The 23,319-nt window shown below is 54.6% G+C and carries 2 protein-coding genes (1 of these 2 only partly in view); both read left to right on the top strand.

The window, feature by feature from the left end:
* Positions 1 to 356 precede the first annotated feature (356 nt).
* Positions 357 to 956 carry an IS607 family transposase gene (locus tag YC6258_RS16420; RefSeq protein ID WP_044617923.1) on the top strand — a complete coding sequence of 200 codons (600 nt, stop codon included), beginning with the start codon at positions 357 to 359 and terminating at the stop codon, positions 954 to 956.
* Between the two features lie 1,059 nt (positions 957 to 2,015).
* A protein-coding gene (locus YC6258_RS29905) for an SDR family NAD(P)-dependent oxidoreductase (RefSeq protein ID WP_044617922.1) crosses the window boundary here: on the top strand, positions 2,016 to 23,319 show its 5' portion. 20,276 nt of this gene lie beyond the right edge of the window; the window shows 21,304 of its 41,580 coding nt (coding positions 1-21,304); it begins with the start codon at positions 2,016 to 2,018; its stop codon lies off the right edge, out of view.

The following is a 23,319-nucleotide window of genomic DNA, read 5'->3' as shown; positions in this document are numbered from 1 at the left end:
TTTTGCCTCGTACTTTAGGATGATTGAAATTTTATTGTTTTTTTTGGTTGTCATCTGAGTTGTGTGTTTTTATCCGAAGTTTTCATCATCTATGGACAAAAGCAAAGGTTTTCCACTCTGTTTTTTAACAGGTTTATGGGTGATGAAATTTTTGAGTCGTCAAAAAGTACGATTGAGATGATGTGGGTTGTTGATATTTTGTTGATTTATTCAAGCGCGAAGGAATGCAGGAAACTCATGATTCTCTAACTAATCAATATGACCTCGGTATGGTTAAAAATCGAGCACTAATTAGTATGAGAGTTTTCTTTTTTTAGTTTTCAGCTCGTTTTTGTTTTATTCCGGAGCCGGGTATTATGCGGAAATTATTGGCTATTGGTGAAGCTGCTGCACTTCTTGGCGTTTCTGTCACAACCTTACGACGCTGGGAGGTTGAAGGTAAGTTAATTCCTGAGCGTACGATGTCAGGGCATCGACGCTATGACCTTGATCGACTTAAATCCCAGATGTTTCCACCCCAGAATGACAGTCGCCGTACTATCGCTTATGCCCGGATATCCCATGGTGACTGTAAGCGTGGGCTGGACTGGCAAAAACGCGTACTGGAGTTGTACTGCGCGCAGCGGGGATGGGTTTATGAAATGTTTTCTGAGGTTGGTTCTGGTCTGAACTTTAAAAATGAAGGTCTGAAAAAAATCCTCGCTGACATTATGGATGATAAGGTTTCCCGTCTTGTAGTGACACATAAGGATCGTCTGCTTCGTATTGGTGCTGATATGGTTCTATCTATTTGTGAGATCAAACAGGTGGATGTAATTATTCTTAATCAGGGTGAAGACACCGTATTCGAAGAGGATCTGAATCGCGATGCTGAAGAGATCGTTAAAATCTTTCAAGGTAAATTTGGTATCAAGTTGCCGGAAAGATATGAAATGGTCGTAGAGGGTATCGATTAGGTCTTGTTGAATCTTTACTAATATTCTCTTGTAGACTGCTCCTTTGATACCTGTCTGTTGGTATCTGTTTTTTACTGTTCTGATGCGTAAAAATTCTTTCTGTGTTTTTTTATTAACCTGGCAAATATTTATGCCGGGTTAATAGTCTGCATCAAAACTATCATTTTTTTCAGAAGCTACATTACTTTTTGGTAGTGCAGGTACAAATCAGTACCAATAGGTATTCTCGATATTAAGCGATCCCTTAAGTAAGCAATTGTTTTAGGGATTCATTCCATCGGCTTTAGTCTAAATCCACTCCTGCTAAAATTTGTGGTGATCTTTTTGCCTTTATTTGCTCCTAAAAAATATGCATTTTTTATGTGTATTTGCATCATGGAATGTTGGCTGCTGTTAGTAACATCATTCATTTTTATGTCAATCCTCCGTTAGCATAATTATCTTAAAATGTTATGTGTTCATAGTGGCTGAATAGCAAGTTGTCCCAAATTGTCATTCATTTGTCATTTCTTCAGGCAATTCTATTTTGGTGCATTGATTTAACGTTAATAAGGTATCGATATTGCTGTATGAATTTTTTTTAAAATAAAAATTCTATTGAATACATATGATCAGATATGAGTATGTTTATTGGAGTTTTATAAGCATTGAAAACAAGGGGAAAATGCATCAACATCTTTTTAGACTTTGATATGCGGAAAATTGATGTTAATTAGAATATTTATAGGTTCACTACTGTCGTGAAGTTTTTTGTCTTGTTTAAAAATCTAATTTTAAAAAGAAGTTTAAACATAACTTTTCTAGTTGTTTGTCAGGGTTGTTGATGATTTTTTGCTGGCTTCAAACTGCCTCGCCTGCCATTAACCAATTAAATTTAGCTGATAAAAGTAGATTTTCATCGCCTGTTTTTGTGAAGGTGGTTTTTATGAATGTGAAGAAAATTGTAGTTCATATGTCGCCGCCCAAAAGTAAGTTTGTAGATGTATCGTTCTGGTTGTCCGTTACATTTAAATGCACAAATATGACGCATTAAACAGTCATCAGAGGAGTACGCTTAGAATGAGTAAAGGCTTGTGTTCTTCAAATTCCCATGACGGTGAGTCTCAAATTCAATCCGACCAGAGTGACAGGTTGGAGAAGGACATTGCTGTTATTGGTATTTCCTGTCGTTTACCCGGTGCGGGAAATTACCATGAATTCTGGGAAAATCTGGTTGCAGGTCGCCAAAGCATTCAGGAAATTCCTTCCGAGCGTTGGGATTGGAAAGTGTTTTGGGGTGATCCGCTAACCGAGGAGCATAAGTGTAACAGCAAGTGGGGTGGCTTCATTGATGACTGCGATAAGTTTGATATTGGTTTCTTTGGCTTGTCGGTGCGGGAAGTGGAGTCCATGGATCCACAGCAGCGCATCATGCTGGAACTGTCCTGGCAATGTATGGAAGATGCTGGCATTGCACCCTCAAAACTTTCCGGTAGGAAAGTAGGCGTTTTTCTAGGTGTTTTTAATTTTGATTATAAAGAGTTGCAGGAGCGTCATTTAACTGCGGTCGATGCCTATCATTCCACTGGCACGGCCTCGGCCATCATTCCAAATCGTATTTCTCACTATTTTAATTTTAAAGGACCGAGCGCCCCGGTCGATACTGCCTGTTCGAGTTCGTTGCAGGCTGTGCATATGGCTGTGCAATCCATTCGCCTTGGTGAGAGTGAATGTGCGCTGGCGGGTGGTATCAGTCTGCTGCTGACGCCAACACGGCATATCTCGTTTTCAAAAACGGGTATGTTATCACCGACCGGCAGTTGCAAGAGTTTCGATGAAGCTGCCGATGGTTATGTGCGCGGTGAAGGTGCCGGCTTGGTCCTGCTGAAACCTTTAGCGGATGCCATCAACGATGGCAATACCATACATGGCGTCATCAAGGGATCTGCTGTCAATCATGGCGGCCATATGCGAACTCTGACTTTTCCGAATTTCAATGCTCAGTCAGAAGTGATTATCGATGCGTTGAAACAGGCCGGTGTTGCGGCCAACACCATTGGTTATGTTGAGGCTCATGGTACCGGTACCCCGAAAGGGGATCCTATGGAGTTCAAAGGATTGGTGCGGGCTTTCAATGATGCAGAGGTGTCCGCTGACAGGGCAATTAAGAATCAGTACTGTGCGATCAGTTCCGCCAAAACCAATATAGGTCATCTCGAATCTGCTGCCGGTATAGCAGGTGTCATAAAAGCCCTGTTAGCCACGAAGTATCAAAAGATACCGGCGCTGGTCAATTTCAAAAGTCTGAACTCGAGAATTTCCCTGCAGGATACTCCGTTTTATATGGCTGATCAGCTGTATGACTGGAAATCCATGACGGACGCTGACGGGCAGACACTACCTCTACGTGCGGGTGTGAGTTCCTTTGGTTTTGGCGGCACTAATGCTCATGTCATTATCGAGCAGGCCCCAACTTCTGTTGGTAATTCCGTTACATCAGAGCCGCCACCGCCATACTACCTGTTATGTTTTTCAGCCAAAGCGGAATCCGTTCTGACGGAGATGGTCAGCAGTTTTTACCATTGGCTGGTCGCGCAGGAGGGCCACGATGATATCCGGGATATCAGTGCCACACTTATGGCCGGACGGGATCATCTTGAATATCGCATGGCGTTGTTGGTAACGGATACTGACGATGCCAAAGGTAAACTGGCCAGTCTGATCAATCAGGGTTCTGCAGAGAACTGCTTTACAACTCCGGTCGAAGATGGTCAGCCACAGTTGTCGGCCCGTTCCGATTCTTCAAATACACAGATCTGTCAGACGTTATGTGCTGAGTTACACGCGGATCGTTCCCAGGATGCATCGATCTGGCTGGAAAAATTATCTCAACTGGCGGACCTGTATGTTAATGGTGCTGATCCGGATTGGAGCAAACTGGTGCCGGCCAGTGGTTATGCCACGGTTCGCCTGCCAGTGTATCCATTTCAGAAAAAACGATTCTGGTTGCCAGAACAGAATGTCTCCAGCGGATCGATTTCCGCTCTTAGGAAAGATCAACAAAACCACCGGGTCACACAGCTTCAGGACGTGAGCGACACAGTTATTTTTCAGCCGGAGTGGTACGCCGATCGTATCAGTTCCAGAGCTAACGGACCGGCGCAGGGGCGTCATGTTTTGGTGTTGTGCGAACCTGCTGAGCAATGGCTGGAAGTTGTCCAGCGTGACATTCCGGATGCCGAAGTGATCATGCTACAGATTCCCGACCGTGAGTTGCATGGTCACTATCAGAAGGCGGCGCTTGAAATTCTGGCGTACCTGCGCAAATGGTTGCAGTCATCAGAAAACTCGCCACTGTTTGTACAGCTGTTGGTGTCATCCATGTCTTCATCTGACACCGATGCGGATGACTCGCATACCCTAAGTCGTGCATGTCTGATGTCCGGGCTGATGAGTATGTTTCGTACAGCCCGGGCAGAAAACCGGAAATTGTCCGCACAACTGGTCGAAGTGTCCCGAGATACAGAAGCATCAGCAGTGTGCGGCTATGTGCTCGATAATCGCTGGCAATCGGGTGCTGACCATGTTCGTTATGTTCGGGGTGAGCGGCAGAGCCGGGTCTGGCAGGAAACCCATTTCTCCAGCGAACCTGCCACTCCGGTGTGGAAGGAAAACGGTGTATATCTGATCACCGGTGGATGTGGTGGTCTTGGGCGCCTTTTTGCCGGAGAAATCTGCACCTCGTTAACACAGGGCACTGTTATTCTGACCGGCCGTTCCGATCAACAGCGTGTGAATTCGATACTCGAAACGCTACGCAAGGACGGCATTGAGCTGGTGTACTTTCAACTTGATAGCGGTGACGCCGAAGGCTGGCAGCAACTGGCGGAGACCGTCTCTAAGCGCTGGGGAGGCATTAATGGCATATTGCATTGCGCCGGCGTCATTCACGACAATTTTATTATCCGCAAAACTCCAGAAGAATTTACCTCGGTACTCAAGCCTAAGGTCGATGGACTTGTGTACCTGGATGAAGCCACCCGTCATCAACCGTTGGACTTCTTCCTGCTGTTTTCCTCCATGACCAGCGCTATTGGCAATACCGGGCAGGTGGACTACGCCGCTGCCAATGGTTTTATGGATGTCTTTGCGGGTTACCGCAACCGCTTGTTGGCCGCTGGCCAGCGCAGTGGTCATACCCTGGCGATCAATTGGCCGTTGTGGCAATCCGAAGGCATGCAGGTCAACGATGAGACCCGGCAGCAGATGCGGCAGCAGCTTGGCATGGTGCCGATGCGGGCGAGTGTCGGATTTGATGTTTTTTATCGGTCCCTGGCTGTCGAAGCACAACAGGTGTTGGCGTTCGAGGGAGATGCGGTTCAAATACGGCAGGCGGTGCTGAAACAGACAACGTTGCCGCAATATGCCGAATCCCTGTCGTCGGTATCCGGTGTCCAACCGGTTGCCGGAAACCTGCAACAGCAGACACTGAAAAAACTCATCCAGTTATATGCTGATGCTGCCAGAATGCCAACGGCTTCCATACGTGGTGATGTGTCACTGGAAAATTATGGCATTGATTCCATTCTGATCTCCGCCTTGAACCTGCAACTGGGTAACATTTTTGGCGATATCCCCAAAACGCTGTTTTTTGAATATTTCACCCTGGCAGAACTGGCCGGTTTTTTCGTCTCCGAGTATGCCGATCAGTGCATTGAATGGACGGCCGGTGAGTGTCCAGCGGACATTAAAGATCCCTTAACGTCTGCTGTTGAGGATCACGTTCAGCCGGTACTCGCACCAGCACAGGATCTTGCGGAGCCGATTGCCATCATCGGCCTCAGTGGTCGCTATCCCCAATCTGAAAATCTCCAGCAGTTCTGGCGCAATCTGGTATCCGGCACCAACTGTATCGGTGAAATTCCAGCCCAGCGCTGGTCGTTGAACGACTTTTATCAGGCTGATCGGGACAAAGCGATGGTGGAGGGGAAAAGCTACAGCAAATGGGCCGGCATGATTGACAGTTTTGCCGATTTTGATCCGCTGTTTTTCAATATCAGTCCCAAAGATGCACTGTGCATGGATCCGCAGGAACGCCTGTTTATCGAAACCTGTTGGGCGGTGATTGAAGATGCCGGCTACACCCGACAGTCCATCAAGCGCCTGCATGCTCAAAAAGTCGGCGTATTTGCCGGCGTGACCAAAAGTGGTTTTGGTCTGTACGGACCGGAATTATGGCGTCTTGGCGAAACCATGCTGCCACGGACCTGGTTCAGTTCGATCGCCAACCGGGTGTCGTATCTGCTGGATCTGCACGGTCCCAGCATGCCGATTGACACCATGTGTTCGTCGTCGCTGACGGCTTTGCACGAGGCTTGTCTGCATCTGCGACGCGGTGAATGTGAGATGGCTATCGCCGGTGGGGTTAACCTGTACCTGCATCCGTCATCCTATGTCGATCTCTGTGCCATGGGCATGTTGTCTGCCCAGGGTGAATGCAGAAGCTTTGGTGCCGGTGGTGACGGTTTTGTCCCAGGTGAAGGGGTGGGGGCGGTATTGCTGAAGCCCTTGTCCTGTGCAGAAGCGGATGGCGACCATATTTATGCCACGGTGCTGGCAACCGGGATCAATCATGGTGGTCGTACCAATGGTTATACCGTGCCCAGTCCGGGGGCCCAGGCCGAACTGATCGCTGAAACCCTTGAGCGGGCCGGTATCGATGCTCGCAGTATCAGTTATCTGGAGGCCCATGGTACCGGTACGGCACTGGGAGATCCCATTGAAATTCGCGGGTTGGCGCAGGCATTTTCGCGCCATACCCGGGATCTGCAGTTTTGTGCTCTGGGGTCGGTAAAGTCCAATATTGGTCATCTTGAGGCGGCAGCCGGTATTTCCGGGATGACCAAAATCATTCTGCAAATGCAGCATGGCCAGCTGGTGCCCAGTCTGCATGCCGAACAAACCAACCCGAATATCCGTTTTGACAAGACGCCTTTTGTGCTGCAACAAGGTCTGGCCGAATGGCCACGGCCGCAGCTCGTGATCGATGGTCAACCGGTGGAGTATCCGAGGCGGGCCGGCGTTTCATCCTTTGGTGCCGGCGGTGCCAATGCCCATGCCATTCTCGAAGAATATGTTGCCACGGATGCTCAGCCATCATTCAGCGGACCGTACCTGCTTGTGCTGTCGGCGGTCACAGAAGAACGCCTCAAACAGCAGGCCGGGCAACTCATCGATACTATCAAAGAGCGGGAACTGACCGATCAGAATCTGGCATCCATGGTGTACACCTTGCAGACCGGGCGCGAAGCCATGACTGCCAGGCTGGCCACTGAGGTCAGTACCATGGCGGAAGCCGTGCAACGATTGCAGGCTTTTCTGGATGGTACGGTGACCGATGGTGAGCTGTTGATCAGTACCACTCGCTCCAAGTATTTTGATCCATACCAGCTGTTGGATTTGTCGGCCGATGAAGAGCCGGAAACCCGACTGAACAACTGGTTTGCCGACAAAAATTATTCCCGTCTGCTGGAAAGCTGGGTCCATGGCGTCGACCTCGACTGGGCCAGGCTGTATGGCAATGTTCATCCACGGCGCATGAGCCTGCCAACTTATCCGTTTGCCAGACAGACCTACTGGTTTACTGAACTGGTGGAAGGTGTTCGGCAATCACAAACTGCCTTTGCGATCCACCATCCCTTGTTGCACCACAATGTCTCCACGTTTCAGGCGCAGAGATTTACCTCGACCTTTGATGGTCATGAGTTTTTCCTGGATGACCACCGGGTGCATGGACAACCGGTTCTTCCCGGTGTGGCCTATCTGGAAATGGTCAGAGAAGCGCTGTGTCAGGCCCTTGAAACCGATGATCCCGGCTGTGTCCGCTTGATCAATGTGGTCTGGGTCAGTCCGATTGTGGTGACGGACCCACCGCAGCAGGTCACCGTAGAGCTGCATCCTCAGACAGCGGAGTCGATTGATTTCGTCGTCATCAGTGGTGCCGGTGAGAGCGAGGTTCTGCACGCCCAGGGTAAGGCTGAGTACCTCAGCGATCCCGGTAAAGCGGCCTCGGAGACACTCAATCTGGCAGTCTTGCGGGATCAGTGTAACCGCGCCATCTATACCCCTGAGCAATGTTATGAGGCGTTTACCCGTTCCGGTCTCAACTATGGTCCGGCACATCAGGGCATCACCGGGATTCACGCCGGTCAGGATCAGTCGTTGGTCAGCCTCAAGCTGCCTGAGAGCATCAGTGCTGATGCCAGGCAGTTTGTCCTGCATCCCAGCATATTGGACTGCGCGCTTCAGGGCTCCATTGCCATGAATCTCAATGACGATGGCAGTCTGGATGAGGAGCACCTGAAACCGGCACTGCCGTTCAGTATCGACAGCATTACTGTCCATGGGGCCTGTCATCAGCCGGAAATGTATGCCTGGGTGCGGCAGATGAAGCGCACCGGCAATCATCAAAATAATACGCTCCAGCGTCTGGATATTGATCTGTGTGATCCATCGGGCCGGGTCTGTGCCGAAATTCGTGGTTATACCTCCAGAGTACTGGATCGTCCGCAGCAGTCATCTGTCGAACATCTGGTGCTCGCATCCCACTGGCAGGAGCAGTCACCGACCGTGGCGATGCCGGCGACAGACCACTCGATCATTGTGTTGTGCGGCTCAGCACCGGAGCTGGAAACCGCACTGACAGCACACCTGCCACAGGGACAGACTGTCATGTCTCTGAACGTGCCGGTTGAACTCACCGACACCGATGACCGCTATCGGGAAATGGTCAACGGGCTGTTGCAGATTCTGCAGCAAACCCTGAAAAGTAACGGATCTGACACGATCTTCCTGCAACTGGTGGTGTTCAGCACTGACGAAGTCGATCACGCGCACCTGCTGACCGGTTTATCCGGCCTGCTCAAGACCGCGGAGCAGGAATACAGCCGACTGACCACTCAAATGCTGGAAATCGCCGCTGTCGATGATGCTGCACAACTGTACGCGATGCTGTCCGCCAATCTTCATCAGCCCGGCTCAGACCGCATTCGCTACCAGAACCGGCAACGGCAGGTTCATACCTGGAAGCCACTGTCGGAAGAGATCGAATTGTCCGCCAAACCCTGGCGTCATAAAGGTGTCTATCTGATTACCGGTGGCGCAGGTGGGTTGGGAAGAATGTTTGCCTGCGAAATTCTGACCCAGTCACCGGGGGCCAGAGTGATTCTGACCGGACGCTCGGCCATTGATCCGGCTCAGGTCAACGCCTTACGCAAATATGGCGGTCAGGTCGAATATGTCCAGCTGGATGTGACGGACCGCGCGGCGGTTCAGGCATTAATGCTGCACCTGCGCCAGAGTTACGGCGGCCTGCATGGCATCCTGCACTGTGCCGGCGTGTTGCAGGATGGTCGACTGCTGGCCAAAACCACCGCCGAAGTGGAACAGGTACTGGCCCCCAAAGTAACCGGATTACTCAATCTGGACGAAGCCAGCCGGACGATGGAGCTGGATTTTCTGGTGCTGTTTTCGTCGCTGGCCAGTGCCCTGGGCAGTGTCGGTCAGGCTGACTATGCCGCGGCCAACGGTTTTATGGATGCCTTTGTCGATCATCGAAATGCGCTGCGGAACCTCGGTCAGCGGCATGGTCTGACCCTGGCATTTGACTGGCCGCTATGGCGGGAAGGCGGCATGAGCGTCGAAGCGGAAACCGAGCAGTTGCTGCAACAACGCACCGGCATGACTGCCATGAGAACCGAAACCGGGATGAACGCGTTTTATCTCGGACTGGCGAGCAAGAGCACCCGGATACTGGTGGTGGAAGGTGAACTGGCACGTATACAACAAACCGTACTGCGTCGTGAGGGCGTACTGGGTATCGCCGCCAGCGAGATTGCGGATCAGCGGCTGCCAAAGCCCAGGATTGAGAAACAACCTCAGGCGACATCAGCCCCGGAAACCGGCCAGAGTGACGGCACCCATGGGGTCATCCGTCGCCTGAAAGTCATCGTCAGCCAACTGGTACATATCGATCCCATTGATCTGGATGTGGACGAAGAACTGAACGCCTTCGGCTTTGATTCCATTTCCCTGACCCGGTTGGCTGGAGAGCTGAACAAGGAATATGGTCTGAGCCTGAGTCCGGTGGTGTTTTTCGAGTTTCCGACTCTGGCGCAGCTGGCAGAACACCTGTTGGCAGAACATCACGATGCCGTATCTGTGCAGCCGCACAACTCACTATCCACGTCTGTTGCTGCGTCTGTCGTGGTGGAGCCTAACCCTGACACGACAGCCATCCGCGCTGAAGCCCCTCGGTTCCGGCGTCTGGATGCCATCCGTAGTCCGATCATCAACCAGACCACCACCGCAGCGGTTGCCATCATCGGCATCAGTGGCCGGTTTCCGGGAGCCGACGATCTTGATGGTTACTGGGACAATCTCGTCAACGGCTGTGACTGTATCAGCGAAATACCCGCTGACCGCTGGCGTTGGCAGGACTATTACGGCGATCCGCTGACCGACCGCAACAAGACCAATATCAAGTGGGGCGGTTTTATCAATGGCGTGGATGAATTCGATCCCCAGTTTTTTAACCTGTCACCCCACGAAGCCCAATTGATGGACCCCCAGCAGCGGCTGCTCATGATGCATGTCTGGCATGCCATCGAAGACGCGGGTTATGCCTGTCAGAGCCTGGCAGGCAGTGATACTGCGGTATTTGCCGGTGTCGGGAACTCTGATTACGGCACTCTGCTGAGTCATTCCGGTGAAAGCATCGAAGGCTATTCCTCAACCGGCCTGGTGCCTTCTGTAGGACCGAACCGGGTCAGTTTTCTGCTGAATTTTCATGGCCCCAGCGAACCGGTGGAAACGGCCTGTTCCAGCTCACTGGTCGCCATTCACCGGGCGGTTGAGGCACTGCAACAGGGCGTGTGCAAACTCGCCATTGCCGGTGGTGTGAATACCCTGGTCAGTCCGGATCAGTTCATCAGCTTCAGTAAAGCCGGCATGCTCAGTAAAGATGGCCGCTGCAAACCGTTTTCCCAGGCTGCCAATGGCTATGTTCGTGGTGAGGGTATCGGGGTGCTGCTGCTCAAACCGCTGGCAGCGGCAGAAGCCGATGGTGATCATATTTATGGTCTGATCAGCGGCAGTGCAGTCAATCACGGCGGTCGGGCCAACTCGCTGACCGCACCCAATCCCAAAGCGCAGGCAGCGGTACTGACCTCAGCCTGGCAAAAAGCGGGTATCGCCTCAGAAGCCCTGAGCTACATCGAAACCCATGGCACCGGAACTGCCCTGGGAGATCCAATTGAAATCACCGGTATCACTTCGGCATATCGACAGCTGGCTACCGGTGGTGAAACTCAGCCGTGTGGTCTGGGATCGGTCAAAAGCAACATCGGTCATCTGGAACTGGCGGCTGGTGTGGCAGGGGTGATCAAAGTGCTGCTGCAATTGAAGCACAACACCCTGGTGCGCAGTCTGCACTGTGACACCCTGAATCCATTGATAAAACTGGATGACACGCCGTTGTTCCTGGTGCGTGAAAACACCCCCTGGGTTCCACGTCAAAACAACGCCGGCCAGTTACAACCCAGACGGGCCGGCATCAGCTCGTTCGGTTTCGGGGGGGTTAACGCCCATGTCGTGGTGGAAGAATATCTGCCAGCCGCGTGCACAATCACCAAAGCTGAGTCTGCTGAACCGGTACTGATACTGCTGTCGGCCAAACAGCCGGAACGGTTGCAGGAATATGCCCAAAACCTGCTGACGTATGTGCAACAGAATCACGTTGATCTGCGCAATCTGGCCTACACCCTGCAAGTTGGCCGCGATGCCATGGAGCATCGACTGGCGTTGATCGTCGATTCCGTAGCAAGCCTCAAAACCGGGTTGAGTGATTATCTGAGCGGTGGTGAACATTCGATTGAAACTTTCACCGGTCAGGCCCGCGAGAGTAGAGAAGCATTGGAATCGTTGCATGATGATGCAGAATTTTCCGGCTCTCTGAATCAATGGCTGCAACAGCGCGAATACGCCCGACTGGCCGAACTCTGGTGCCGGGGTCTGGCCATCGACTGGTATCAGCTTTATCACAATGATGACAAAGGCCAACCGCAGAGACTGTCGGTTTCCACTTATCCATTTGCCCGCCGGCGCTGCTGGTTCAAAGCCGGGGCGTCGCAGTCTGATCAAACCCTGGCGGGGCAGGCATGGCTGCATCCATTGCTGCACCGAAACACCTCAACAGTGTTCGAACAGCGTTTCAACAGCCATTTCAGTGGCGATGAACCCTTTCTGGCGGATCACCAGCTGAATGGTCGCGGGGTTTTTCCGGCTGCTGCTTATCTGGAAATGATCCGCATGGCGGTGATTCAGGCCATGGATCTCGATCCTGCTGAGCAGACCACCACCGTGACTCTGCAACATGTTGTCTGGCTGCAACCGGCGTTTGCCGGAGGTCTCGAAATCCGCCTGCAAGCCGGACAGGTTGGCACGGACGGCAGTGACCGTTTGATCTTTGGCGTGTATTCCGACGATGCCGAGGCGCGGGTGTTCTGTGAAGGCGAAGCCGTGATTGAACACGCGACCACCATGGTTCCGGCACCGTTCGATCTATCGCAATTGCGGTCGCAGTTATCGCCACATTCTCAAAACACCGAACAGTTCTACGACGTGTTTACCCGTCAGGGCTTGAACTATGGACCAAGCCATAGAGTGGTTTCGGCCTTGTGGAAAGGTAAGCGACAGGTACTGGCAGAACTGACATTACCGGTGATGGTTGATCCGCAGCATGACTATCAACTGCATCCGGGGCTGCTCGATGGCGCGTTACAGGCATCTCTGGCGCTGTTCGAACAAAATGGCCAGGCCCATATCCCGTATGCGCTGGATGAGTTGCAGGTCTATCACAGTTTACCCGCCAAAACCTGGGCATTGCTGGAAACGGATGCCGATGATCTTCATCCCACCCAACCATTTACCGTTACCCTGTTTGACAATGACGGCCGCATCTGTGCCCGTTTGAGCGGGTGCCGACTGCTGCCGGCACAACCACAGAAACAGATCGGACAGTTATTGCTGACACCGCAGTGGCAGCCCAAACCAGTCACCGCTGTTACAACCGATGCCGCCCTGGAAACCCTGATCGTACTGTGTCATCCAACGGCTGAACTGGCCCAGGCATTGACGGCTCAGAAAGATCCACACACCCAGGTGCAGGTGATTCAACGCCACAGCGGAGACATCGGTCAGCGTTATCAGGGTCTGGTCAAAACCCTGATCAGTACACTTGCCAGAACCAACAGTGTTGAACGACTGGTACAGGTGGTGATTTTTGAAGATGAGCACTCCGGTTACTTTGCCGGGATTGCCGGCCTGCTCAAAACCGCTGCTCAGGAATACAGTCGTCTTCGCACTCAGTTAATTGCCGTTGAAGCCGATATTCAGGCCGCTATCCTGCAACAGCGGTTGCACGAAAACCGTGCAGAGTCTCATACCAGCACTCATATCCGCTACCGTGATCAGCAGCGCTGGCAGCATGACTGGCAGACTTTGCCAGCCGTCGCAAACGTGCCAGCGATGCCCTGGCGACCAGAAGGGGTTTATCTGCTGACGGGTGGGCTTGGCGGTCTGGGTCTACTGTTCAGTCAGGAAATTATGCGCCATGCACCACGAGCCAGACTGATCCTGACCGGTCGCAGTGCGACACCTGGCGCAGCTTTGCAGGCCCTGCAACAGCAGGGTTCCAGGGTTGAATACGTCAGTCTGGATGTCACCGATGCTCAGGCGGTTCAGGCGCTGATCGATCGCCTTTGTCATGATTATGGTGGCCTGCACGGCATCATTCATTGCGCCGGGGTATTGCAGGACAGTTATCTGGCTTCGAAAACCGATGCCGAAATAGAGCAGGTACTGGCACCCAAGGTGACCGGTCTGCTCAATCTCGATCAGGCCAGCCGCGATGTCGAACTGGATTTCATCGTGCTGTTCTCATCCATGACCAGCGCTTTGGGCAATGCCGGTCAGGCTGACTACGCCGCTGCCAATGGCTTTATGGATGTGTTTGCCCGTCACCGTAACGATCTGCAACGCCAACAGTTACGCCATGGTCATACTCTGTCCATCAATTGGCCGTTGTGGCGTGATGGCGGCATGCAGCTCGATGAACACAGCGAACGGCTGCTGCAACAACGGACCGGTCTGGTGGCCATGAGCACACAGACCGGTCTGGTGGCGTTCTACCGGGGCCTGGAGGCCGGCGTTGATCAGCTGCTGGTACTCGAAGGCCAGCTTGATCAAATCACTTCTACCTTACTGTCTCCCCGGATCGATTTTGCACCGCCGGCGGCGTCCGCAGCGACTACATCCAACAGCGTTGATACGGAACAGTTGCAGGCGCTACAGCATCAACTCCGAAATCTGGCCGCTGAGCTGCTGGGAGTGGATCCGGCTGACCTGGATGTCGATGAAGAGTTCAACAGTTTCGGCTTTGACTCCATTGCCCTGACCCGTCTGGCAGGTGCGCTGAATCGCGAATATCGCCTGAATCTGAATCCGGCGCTGTTCTTCGAATATGCCACGCTGGGCCGTCTGGCCGGCTATCTGTTAACAGAGCATGCCCAGTGCTTTGGAGTGACTGAGCCCGAAGTCATTGTGGGTGAATCCCTTGTTGGCGAAACAGTTCCGCCCATGGATCACGGACCGTTGATTCAGCAGCTGCGGGTTATCGTCAGCGAGCTGCTGGAGATTGCTGAGCATGAAGTGGATGCCGAAGAGGAACTGAGTGCTTTCGGGCTTGATTCCATTGCCCTGACCCGTCTGGCCGGGGCATTGAATCGTGAATACCGCTTGAACCTCAATCCGGCGCTGTTTTTCGAATACCCAACCATTGCTGCCATTGCCGCCTATCTGATGACTGAACATCGGGATCAGTTTGCCCCGGCGGCCGGTCATGCTATAGCTACCGCACCCGCGCGCATCGAGCGGGTGGCCAGTGTGCGCAATCAGACTGGCAACGTGGCGCGGCAGTGGCGTCTGCCCGGTCGCAGTCCGGTGTCCCAGCCCCGTCAGAGTAATGAACCGGTGGCGGTGATCGGTATCAGTGGCCGTTTTCCGGGAGCCCGTGATCTGGCCGAATACTGGGACAATCTGCGCAACGGTCGTGACTGTATCAGTGAGATTCCAACGGAACGCTGGAACTGGCAGGCCTGGTACGGTGATCCGCACAGCGATGCCAACAAAACCAGCGTGAAATGGGGCGGATTTATAGAGGGCATGGATGAGTTCGATCCCGGATTTTTCAATATTTCCCCGCGTGAAGCCGAATGGATGGACCCGCAGCAACGGCTGTTGATGATGTACGTCTGGAAAGTCATTGAAGATGCCGGTTATTCTGCCCAAAGCCTGTCCGGCAGTGATACCGGGGTGTTCGTCGGGACCACCAGCACCGGCTACGACAAACTGCTGGTGCGCGCCAACAGTACCATCGAAGGCTACTCCGCAACCGGTCTGGTGCCGTCTGTTGGCCCCAACCGCATCAGCTATTTCCTGAACCTGCATGGTCCGAGCGAGCCGGTGGAAACCGCCTGTTCGAGTTCGCTGGTAGCGATTCATCACGCGGTTCAGGCCATTACCGAAGGCAGTTGCCGGCTGGCGATTGCCGGGGGTGTCAACACTCTGGCCAGCCCGGATTTTTACGTCAGCTTCAATAAAGCCGGCATGCTCAGTGAAGACGGCCGCTGCAAAACCTTTTCCGCTGCCGCCAATGGCTATGTCCGGGGCGAAGGTGTCGGCATGCTGGCGCTCAAGTCCCTGAGTGCTGCCGAAGCCGATGGCGATCATATTTACGGGCTGTTAAGCGGCACTGCCGTCAATCACGGCGGCCGCGCCAACTCCCTGACTGCACCCAATCCCAAGGCTCAGGCTGCGGTATTGCAGCAGGCCTGGAACAAGGCCGGCATCCACGCTGAAGACCTGAGTTACATCGAAACCCATGGTACCGGGACACCCCTCGGAGACCCGGTGGAAATCAACGGCATCAAGGCCGCCTGGAAAGCCATGGCCAGATCCGCCACACCGGAGCAGGCCGCCCGCTGTGGTCTTGGATCCGTCAAAAGCAATATTGGCCATCTGGAACTGGCCGCTGGCGTGGCCGGGGTCATCAAAGTACTGCTGCAACTGCAACATCAGACTCTGGTGCCGACGTTGCACTGCGAAACGGTCAATCCGCTGGTGGAACTGGATGGCACGCCGTTATATCTGGTGCGCGAAACTACACCGTGGCAGCCACCGGTTGATCAGCAGGGCCGACCGTTGCCCCGCCGCGCCGGGGTCAGCTCCTTTGGCTTCAGCGGTGTCAATGCCCATGTGGTGGTGGAAGAATATCAGCCACCAACAATAGCCGCTCCGATGAGTCTGGATCGGGCGCTGGTGTTGCTGTCAGCCAGAAATACCGACCGGCTGCGGCAGCAGTGCATTGAACTGCTGGATTTCCTCGATGCTCATCCCGGGACCCCGTTGGCCTCACTGGCCTATACCCTGCAAATCGGTCGCGAACCGATGGAGCAGCGATTGGCGCTGGTAACCGGTTCGGTGGCGGAACTGCAACAACAGTTGCAACAACTGCTGGCCGAACCGTTCACTGAGGTCGCCAGTGGCGGGCGCAGTGGTTCCGGCAACATTTACCGTGGCCGCAGTCAGCACCATCAGGAAACCCTCGAAACCTTCAGTGCCGATGAAGAGCTGCTGGAAGCGGTGGACAAATGGCTGTTACGCAAAAAGCTGCCGCGTCTGGCGCAGATGTGGGTTAAAGGTCTGCAAATTGACTGGTCAAAACTCTATGACGGGCAGCGCCCATCGCGCATCAGCCTGCCGGGTTATCCGTTTGAGCAACAGCGTTTCTGGGTCAACGCCGATGCCGGGCAGGGGGCGACCGGTGCACAGCTGCATCCATTGCTGCATCGCAATACCTCCACCCTGGCGCAGCAACGCTACAGCTCCGTGTTTCACGGACACGAGCCCTTCCTTCGGGATCATCAGGTCAACGGCCGGCGGTTATTTTCTGCAGTGACCTATCTGGAACTGATTCATGCTGCGGTTGTGCAGTCTCTGGGTGAGGCTGACACTCACGCCGCGCTGACTTTGCAGATCACCGATATGACTCTGCTGCAACCGTTTGCCGTGACCGACGAACAACCCGGATACCTGCACATCGACTTGACGGCCACTGCTGATCAGGCCATTCAGTTCCGGGTGTTCAGCACCGTTGCCGAGCTGGCAACAGCCGATGCCGAACAGCGGGATCACTGCGTTGGGACCGTAAGCCTGATGGCTGCCGAAACCGCCAGTCAAATGCAGCAACAGACGTCACTGGATATTCACGCAGAGTTCAGCCGTGACTATCCGCGCGGACAGATTCCGGCTGAGGTGCTGTACGAGCTGTTCCGTCAGGTTCAGGTGCACTACGGCAGCAGCCAGCAGGCCATGGAGCAGTTGTGGCTTGGAGATCGCGAAGCGCTCGGACGCTTGCAGTTACCGGCTGCGGCGCTGTCGGCCATGGCCTCTTTCTGCCTGCATCCGAGTCTGTTGGATGCCGCCGTTCAGGCCGTTGCCGGGCTATTGGCGGTTCCTGGCAGTAAGGCCGGTGAATGGCGTCTGCCGGCGCTGATGATGCCGGGTGCCATTGCTGCTGTAACAGTGCTGAAGGCCTGTCAGCCCCAAATGTGGGTGCGGGTTCGCCAGCCTCATGACGATACCCGGTTTGATTTCGAATTGTTTGATGCCGAAGGGCAGTTGTGTGTGCTGATTGAAGGATTCGCCATGCGCCCGGTGGCCATCGATGCCAATCGTCAGCAGGGCAGTCAGCTCTATCAGCTGGCGCCTGTGTGGCAGGAATGTCCTGTACCCGCAGCGATGACCGATGCCGTACCCGCTGCGCCAGTGATTATCAGCGTTGATGGGGATCAGGCCCGTTCGATTCAGCGTCAATGCCCCGATGCACAGGTGTTATCGCTGCAACCGACCGACAGCCTCGAAACTCTGGTACAGACTCTCAGCGAGCAACCGGGTGTCGTCCAGCATATTATCTGGCTTGCGCCCGAACAACGGCTCGACAGCGTTGACAACAGCGCCATCGAGGCCCAGCAGAGCGGGGTATTGTTCTGTTTCCGGGTCATCAAGGCACTGCTGCAATTGGGGTATGACCAACGCAGACTGGATTGGACGGTGATCACCTTTGCCACCCAGCGGATACTGGCATCGGAGTGCGAACAACCGTTGCACGCCGGTCTGCATGGATTGTTCGGCACCCTGAGCAAGGAACAGCCGGACTGGACCATTCGGCTGGTGGATCTGCCCGCAGGCAGCACGCCGTCACTGGCAGACATTTATGCTTTATCCCTGGATGATCGTAGTGAAATCAATGCCTGGCGTGATGGCCAGTGGTACCGCCGTACCCTGGCAGTGGTGGAACAGACGGTTTCGGAACCAAGGCTCTATCGGCAGGATGGCGTTTATGTGGTGATCGGCGGTGCCGGTGGTATTGGCACGATCTGGAGTCAGTGGCTTCAGCGTCAGCATAATGCCCGGATCGTCTGGATCGGCCGCCGGTCGCGTGATGCCGGAATCGATGCACAGATAGCCCGACTGGCAGAGACCGGTCCGGCACCGGACTATTTCCAGGCCGATGCGACAGATCACCAGGCCTTGCAGAATGCCTGTGATCAGATCCTCGAACGCTACGGCCGTATCAACGGCGTCGTGGTGTCGGTCGTCGGGCCGTTGGACCAGAGTCTGGCGGTGATGGATGAATCCTTATTCCGTGCCGGTCTGGCCGCCAAGGTCGATGTCAGCGTCCGTGTGGCGCAGGTGTTTGGATCGGTCAATGCGGATTTCCTGCTGTTCTTCTCGTCACTGGAATCCTTTGCCAGAGCCCATGGCAAGGGCAGTTATGTGAGTGGCTGTTGCTTTGCGGATGCCTTGTCCGGCTGGCTGGACCAGCACTTCGATTGCCCGGTCAGAACCGTGAACTGGGGCTGGTGGCAGGACACCGGCATCGCCAGAGCAGTACCGGAAAGCTACAAAAAACGACTCCGGCACAGCGGTATCGCTGCCATTGAGACCGAAGCGGCGATGACGGCATTGGCTGAACTGTTGTCCAGCCCGCTGCCGCAGCTGGCGATGATCCAACTGCATAATGCCAGTGCACTTGCAGGATTGGGTGTCACCGAACAGTTGCATATCGATGATCGTGCGGTGGCCTTGAATATCGCTGCTGGCAGAGTCGAAACCGATGCTGCGTTATTGCTGCCGGCACAGAATCAGGCCCGGCAGATGCGCACGGCGGAAATGTTCATGGCCCGGGTGTTGTGGGTGCAATTGCAGGCCCATGGACTGTTTGCCGATCTGCCGGCGACCCTGGCCACCTTGCAGGCACAAGTGGCCCCGGCGTACCAGCGCTGGCTTGAACAGAGTCTGCAGGTCCTCGAAGCTTCAGGCTATCTGCAACGCGATGAACAGCAGCGGTTTATGCTCAACAGCGCGGTGACGGTGGATACCAGTTTGCAGCGCGAGACGGTCTGGCAGGAATGGCAGCAACAACGCCAGACATGGCAACAGAATCCGGCGCTGGTGGCACAGATCAATCTGGTGGATGCCTGTCTGAACGCCTTGCCTGAAGTCCTCAGCGGCCAATTGCCGGCCACTGAAGTACTGTTTCCGAATGCCTCCATGGCCAAGGTGGAAGGGGTGTATCGCAACAATGCGGTGGCCGATTATTTCAACGAAACCCTTGCCGCTGCTGTGGTGAACTGGATCGAGCGGCGATTGCAGGCCGATGCCAGTGCCCGCATTCGTATTGTCGAGATCGGTGCCGGTACCGGTGGCACCAGTGCCGTGGTGCTGAAACATCTCAAACCTTATCAGCAGCATATTGAAGAGTACTGTTACACCGATATTTCCAAAGCCTTCCTGATGCATGCGGAAACCACCTTCGGGCCGGACAATCCGTTCCTGAGTTATCGTTTCCTTAACGTCAGTAATGCCTTGCACGGTCAGGATATCGTCCCCGGCAGTTTCGATCTTGCCATCGCCACCAATGTTCTGCATGCCACGCCGAACATGCGCCGCACCCTCAGAAATACCAAAGCGCTGTTGCGTAGTGGTGGCGAATTACTGGTCAACGAACTCAGTGACAATCATCTGTTCACTCATCTGACCTTTGGTCTGCTGGACGGCTGGTGGTTGTATGAAGATGAATCCCTGCGGATTCCGGGATCACCACTGCTCAGCAGCGAACACTGGCAGACCGTTCTGGAAGCCGAGGGCTTTACCGCGGTTGGATTCCCGGCCAAAGCCCATCATTACCTTGGTCAACAGGTAGTGCAGGCCCGCAGTAATGGTGTGAGCCGGCAGCCGCTGGCAGTCGAGGCCCCGGCTGCTGTGCCTGGCTCTTTACCCGCCGCAGGCGCTCTACCCGCCGCAGGCGCTCAACCCGTTGCAGCGGCCAGAGCAGCCAGCGTTGACACCAGTCGTACCACGCCGGCGGCTATGGTTCCGGCAGGGGCGGACGATCAGTCACTGTTGCAGCAGGCCACCGCTTATTTCTGTGCCATGGTCGCTGATGTACTGAAGATGCCGGCACCGCAGATCGATCCGGACGTGGCCATGGAGTCCTATGGTATTGACTCTATTCTGGTCACCAGTCTGACCAACGAGCTGCGCAAGGTTTTTGCCAATGTGAACAGTGCCCTGTTGTTTGATTGCCAGACCGTCGCAGCGCTGGCACGGCATTTTCTCAACACCGAAAAACAGACCTTGCTGCAACAGCTCGGCACGCCGGTATCCACTACCACAGTCGAAGTGATGACAGCGGCGGTTCCGGCTAACCGTCCATTGATCGCCGGTCGGACCGTTCTGGCGGCCGATGTCCGTCACCATCAGGAACCGGAGAGCCGTGAACAGTCACGTTCCGGCGTTGCCATCATTGGCCTGAGCGGACGCTTCCCGATGGCCAATGATCTGACCGAGTACTGGCACAATCTGATCGAAGGCCGGCACTGCGTCAGCGAGGTTCCGGTTGAGCGCTGGTCGCTGGATGGTTTCTTCCATCCGGATCGTCAGGAAGCCATGGATCAGCGACTGAGCTACAGCAAATGGGGCGGATTTATCAGCGGTTTTGATGAATTCGATCCGTTGTTTTTCAGTCTGAGCCCACGCGATGCCTACAGTATGGATCCTCAGGAACGTCTGTTTTTGCAGGCTTGTTGGGATGTTTTTGAAGACGCCGGTTACAACCGCGATACCCTGGCCGACCAGTTTGACAACCGGGTAGGGGTGTTCGCCGGAGTCACCCGCACCGACTTCGCGCTGTTTGGACAACAATGTCCGGATGATGAGCCGGTCATGACCCGGGCGTCGCTGAGTTCCACCGCCAACCGGGTGTCTTTCCTGCTCAATCTGCGTGGCCCGAGCATGCCGGTGGATACCATGTGTTCATCGTCGCTGACTGCCATCCATGAAGCTTGCGAGCATCTGCTGCGCGGTGAATGCGACATGGCCATCGCCGGTGGCGCGAATCTGTATCTGCATCCGAAAAGCTATATCGAACTGTGTTCCGTCGGCATGCTGAGCAACGGTGCCGAGTGTCGCAGTTTCGCCGCCGGGGCCGATGGTTTTGTGCCGGCCGAAGGCATAGGTGCGATTCTGCTCAAACCGCTGGCACGGGCGCAGGCAGATCACGACCATATTTATGGTGTCATCCGTGGTACCGGCATCAATCACGGTGGCAGAACCAATGGCTACACCGTTCCAAGTCCGGCAGCCCAGGGAGAACTGATCAGTACAGTACTGCAACGGGCCGGCGTGCATGCCCGCACGGTGAGCTACATCGAAGCCCACGGTACCGGTACCGAACTGGGTGATCCGATCGAGATTTACGGTCTGACCCAGGCATTCCAGCGGGATACCGCAGATGTCGGTTTCTGTGCCATCGGCTCGGTGAAATCCAACCTCGGCCATGCCGAAGCAGCAGCCGGTATCGCCAGTGTTGCCAAAGTGTTGTTGCAGTTACAGCACCGCCAGCTGGTGCCCAGTCTGCATGCCGAGCAGCTCAATCCTCATATCAATTTCGCCGAAACCCCGTTCGTGTTGCAGACCGCACTGACTGACTGGCAGCGCCCGGTGGTCAGCATCGACGGCGAAACCCGTGAATACCCCCGCATTGCCGGTGTTTCCTCGTTTGGCGCTGGCGGGGCCAATGCCCACATCATCATCGAAGAGTATCAGGACTCTTCTCAACAGAGCGAAGATGAACTCATGTCTGAACATGGTTTACCCGTTGCAATCGTATTATCGGCCAGAACGTCCGCGCAGCTGAGTCAGCGAGCCGGGCAGTTGTCCAGAGCGTTGACGGCCCTTGGCACTACCTCCGCCTCTGCTGAGGCGCTGTTGCGTAACGTCAGTTATACCCTCCAGGTCGGGCGTGAAGCGATGAATGTGCGGCTCGGTCTGATCGTCAATGATGTGGCTGAGTTACAGACAAAACTCGACCAGTTCATTACCCAATCGCAGCATTTACCGGCGCAGGATATCTATTACGGCAGTCTCGGTCGGGACCGTCAGAGCAATCATGGTCAGGCCGTTGAAACGCTGTTGAACGACTCGCCCGTGAATGCCGAAGCACTGCGACAGCTGCTGGCGTTGTGGGTTCAGGGAGCCAGAGTCAACTGGCATCGCTGTTATGGTGAAGCCGCCAGCCGGCCATTCCGGATCAGTCTGCCAGGTTATCCATTTGGCAAAGATCGTTATTGGGCCCCGGATACCACCGCGGCAACCCTGAATCAGGGCCTCGCAGGCGTTCGAATGGTGCCGGCGGGCCGTGCTGCGACCGATGATTTGGCCCAGGTCGACAGCCCGGTGCCTGCCACGGGGTTGTCAATGGCAGAACCGACAACCGCAGCTTTGAAAGCGGGAGAGCTGGTACTGTTACGGCCTGACTGGGTGGCCAGTGAAAGCAATGCTAACGGCACTGCTGACTCTCTGGTCATTCTCTGCCAGCCGCCGGCAACGGTGGCGGAAGAGCTGCTCGCGATGGGGCTTGATGTCGCCACTCTCAGTAGTGATCAGCGTGAAGCTTCCGGTCGTTATCGTGAGTACTGTATTGCCCTGGCTGGATTGCTGAAACAACGGCTGGCGGATCGTGCCAGGCAGCCGGCGTTGATCCAACTGGTGTTGTTCAATGATCCGCTCAGTGCCGGTCTGTATGCGATGTTGCAGACCGCACAACGGGAATATCCACGCCTGCAGGTCGCCCAGCTGGAACTGCCGGTGGCTGTTATGGCGGCCACCCAGCTGCAAGGGCTGCTGGCTCGGTGTGGTGCCG

It is taken from the genome of Gynuella sunshinyii YC6258, assembly GCF_000940805.1.
GTDB classification, from domain to species: Bacteria; Pseudomonadota; Gammaproteobacteria; order Pseudomonadales; family Natronospirillaceae; genus Gynuella; species Gynuella sunshinyii.
This window is presented reverse-complemented; position numbering and strand designations above follow the sequence as displayed.

Excerpts from the sequence above, each read along its gene's own strand:
- YC6258_RS16420 (WP_044617923.1), top strand. The coding sequence starts at position 357 with ATGCGGAAATTATTGGCTATTGGTGAAGCTGCTGCACTTCTTGGCGTT.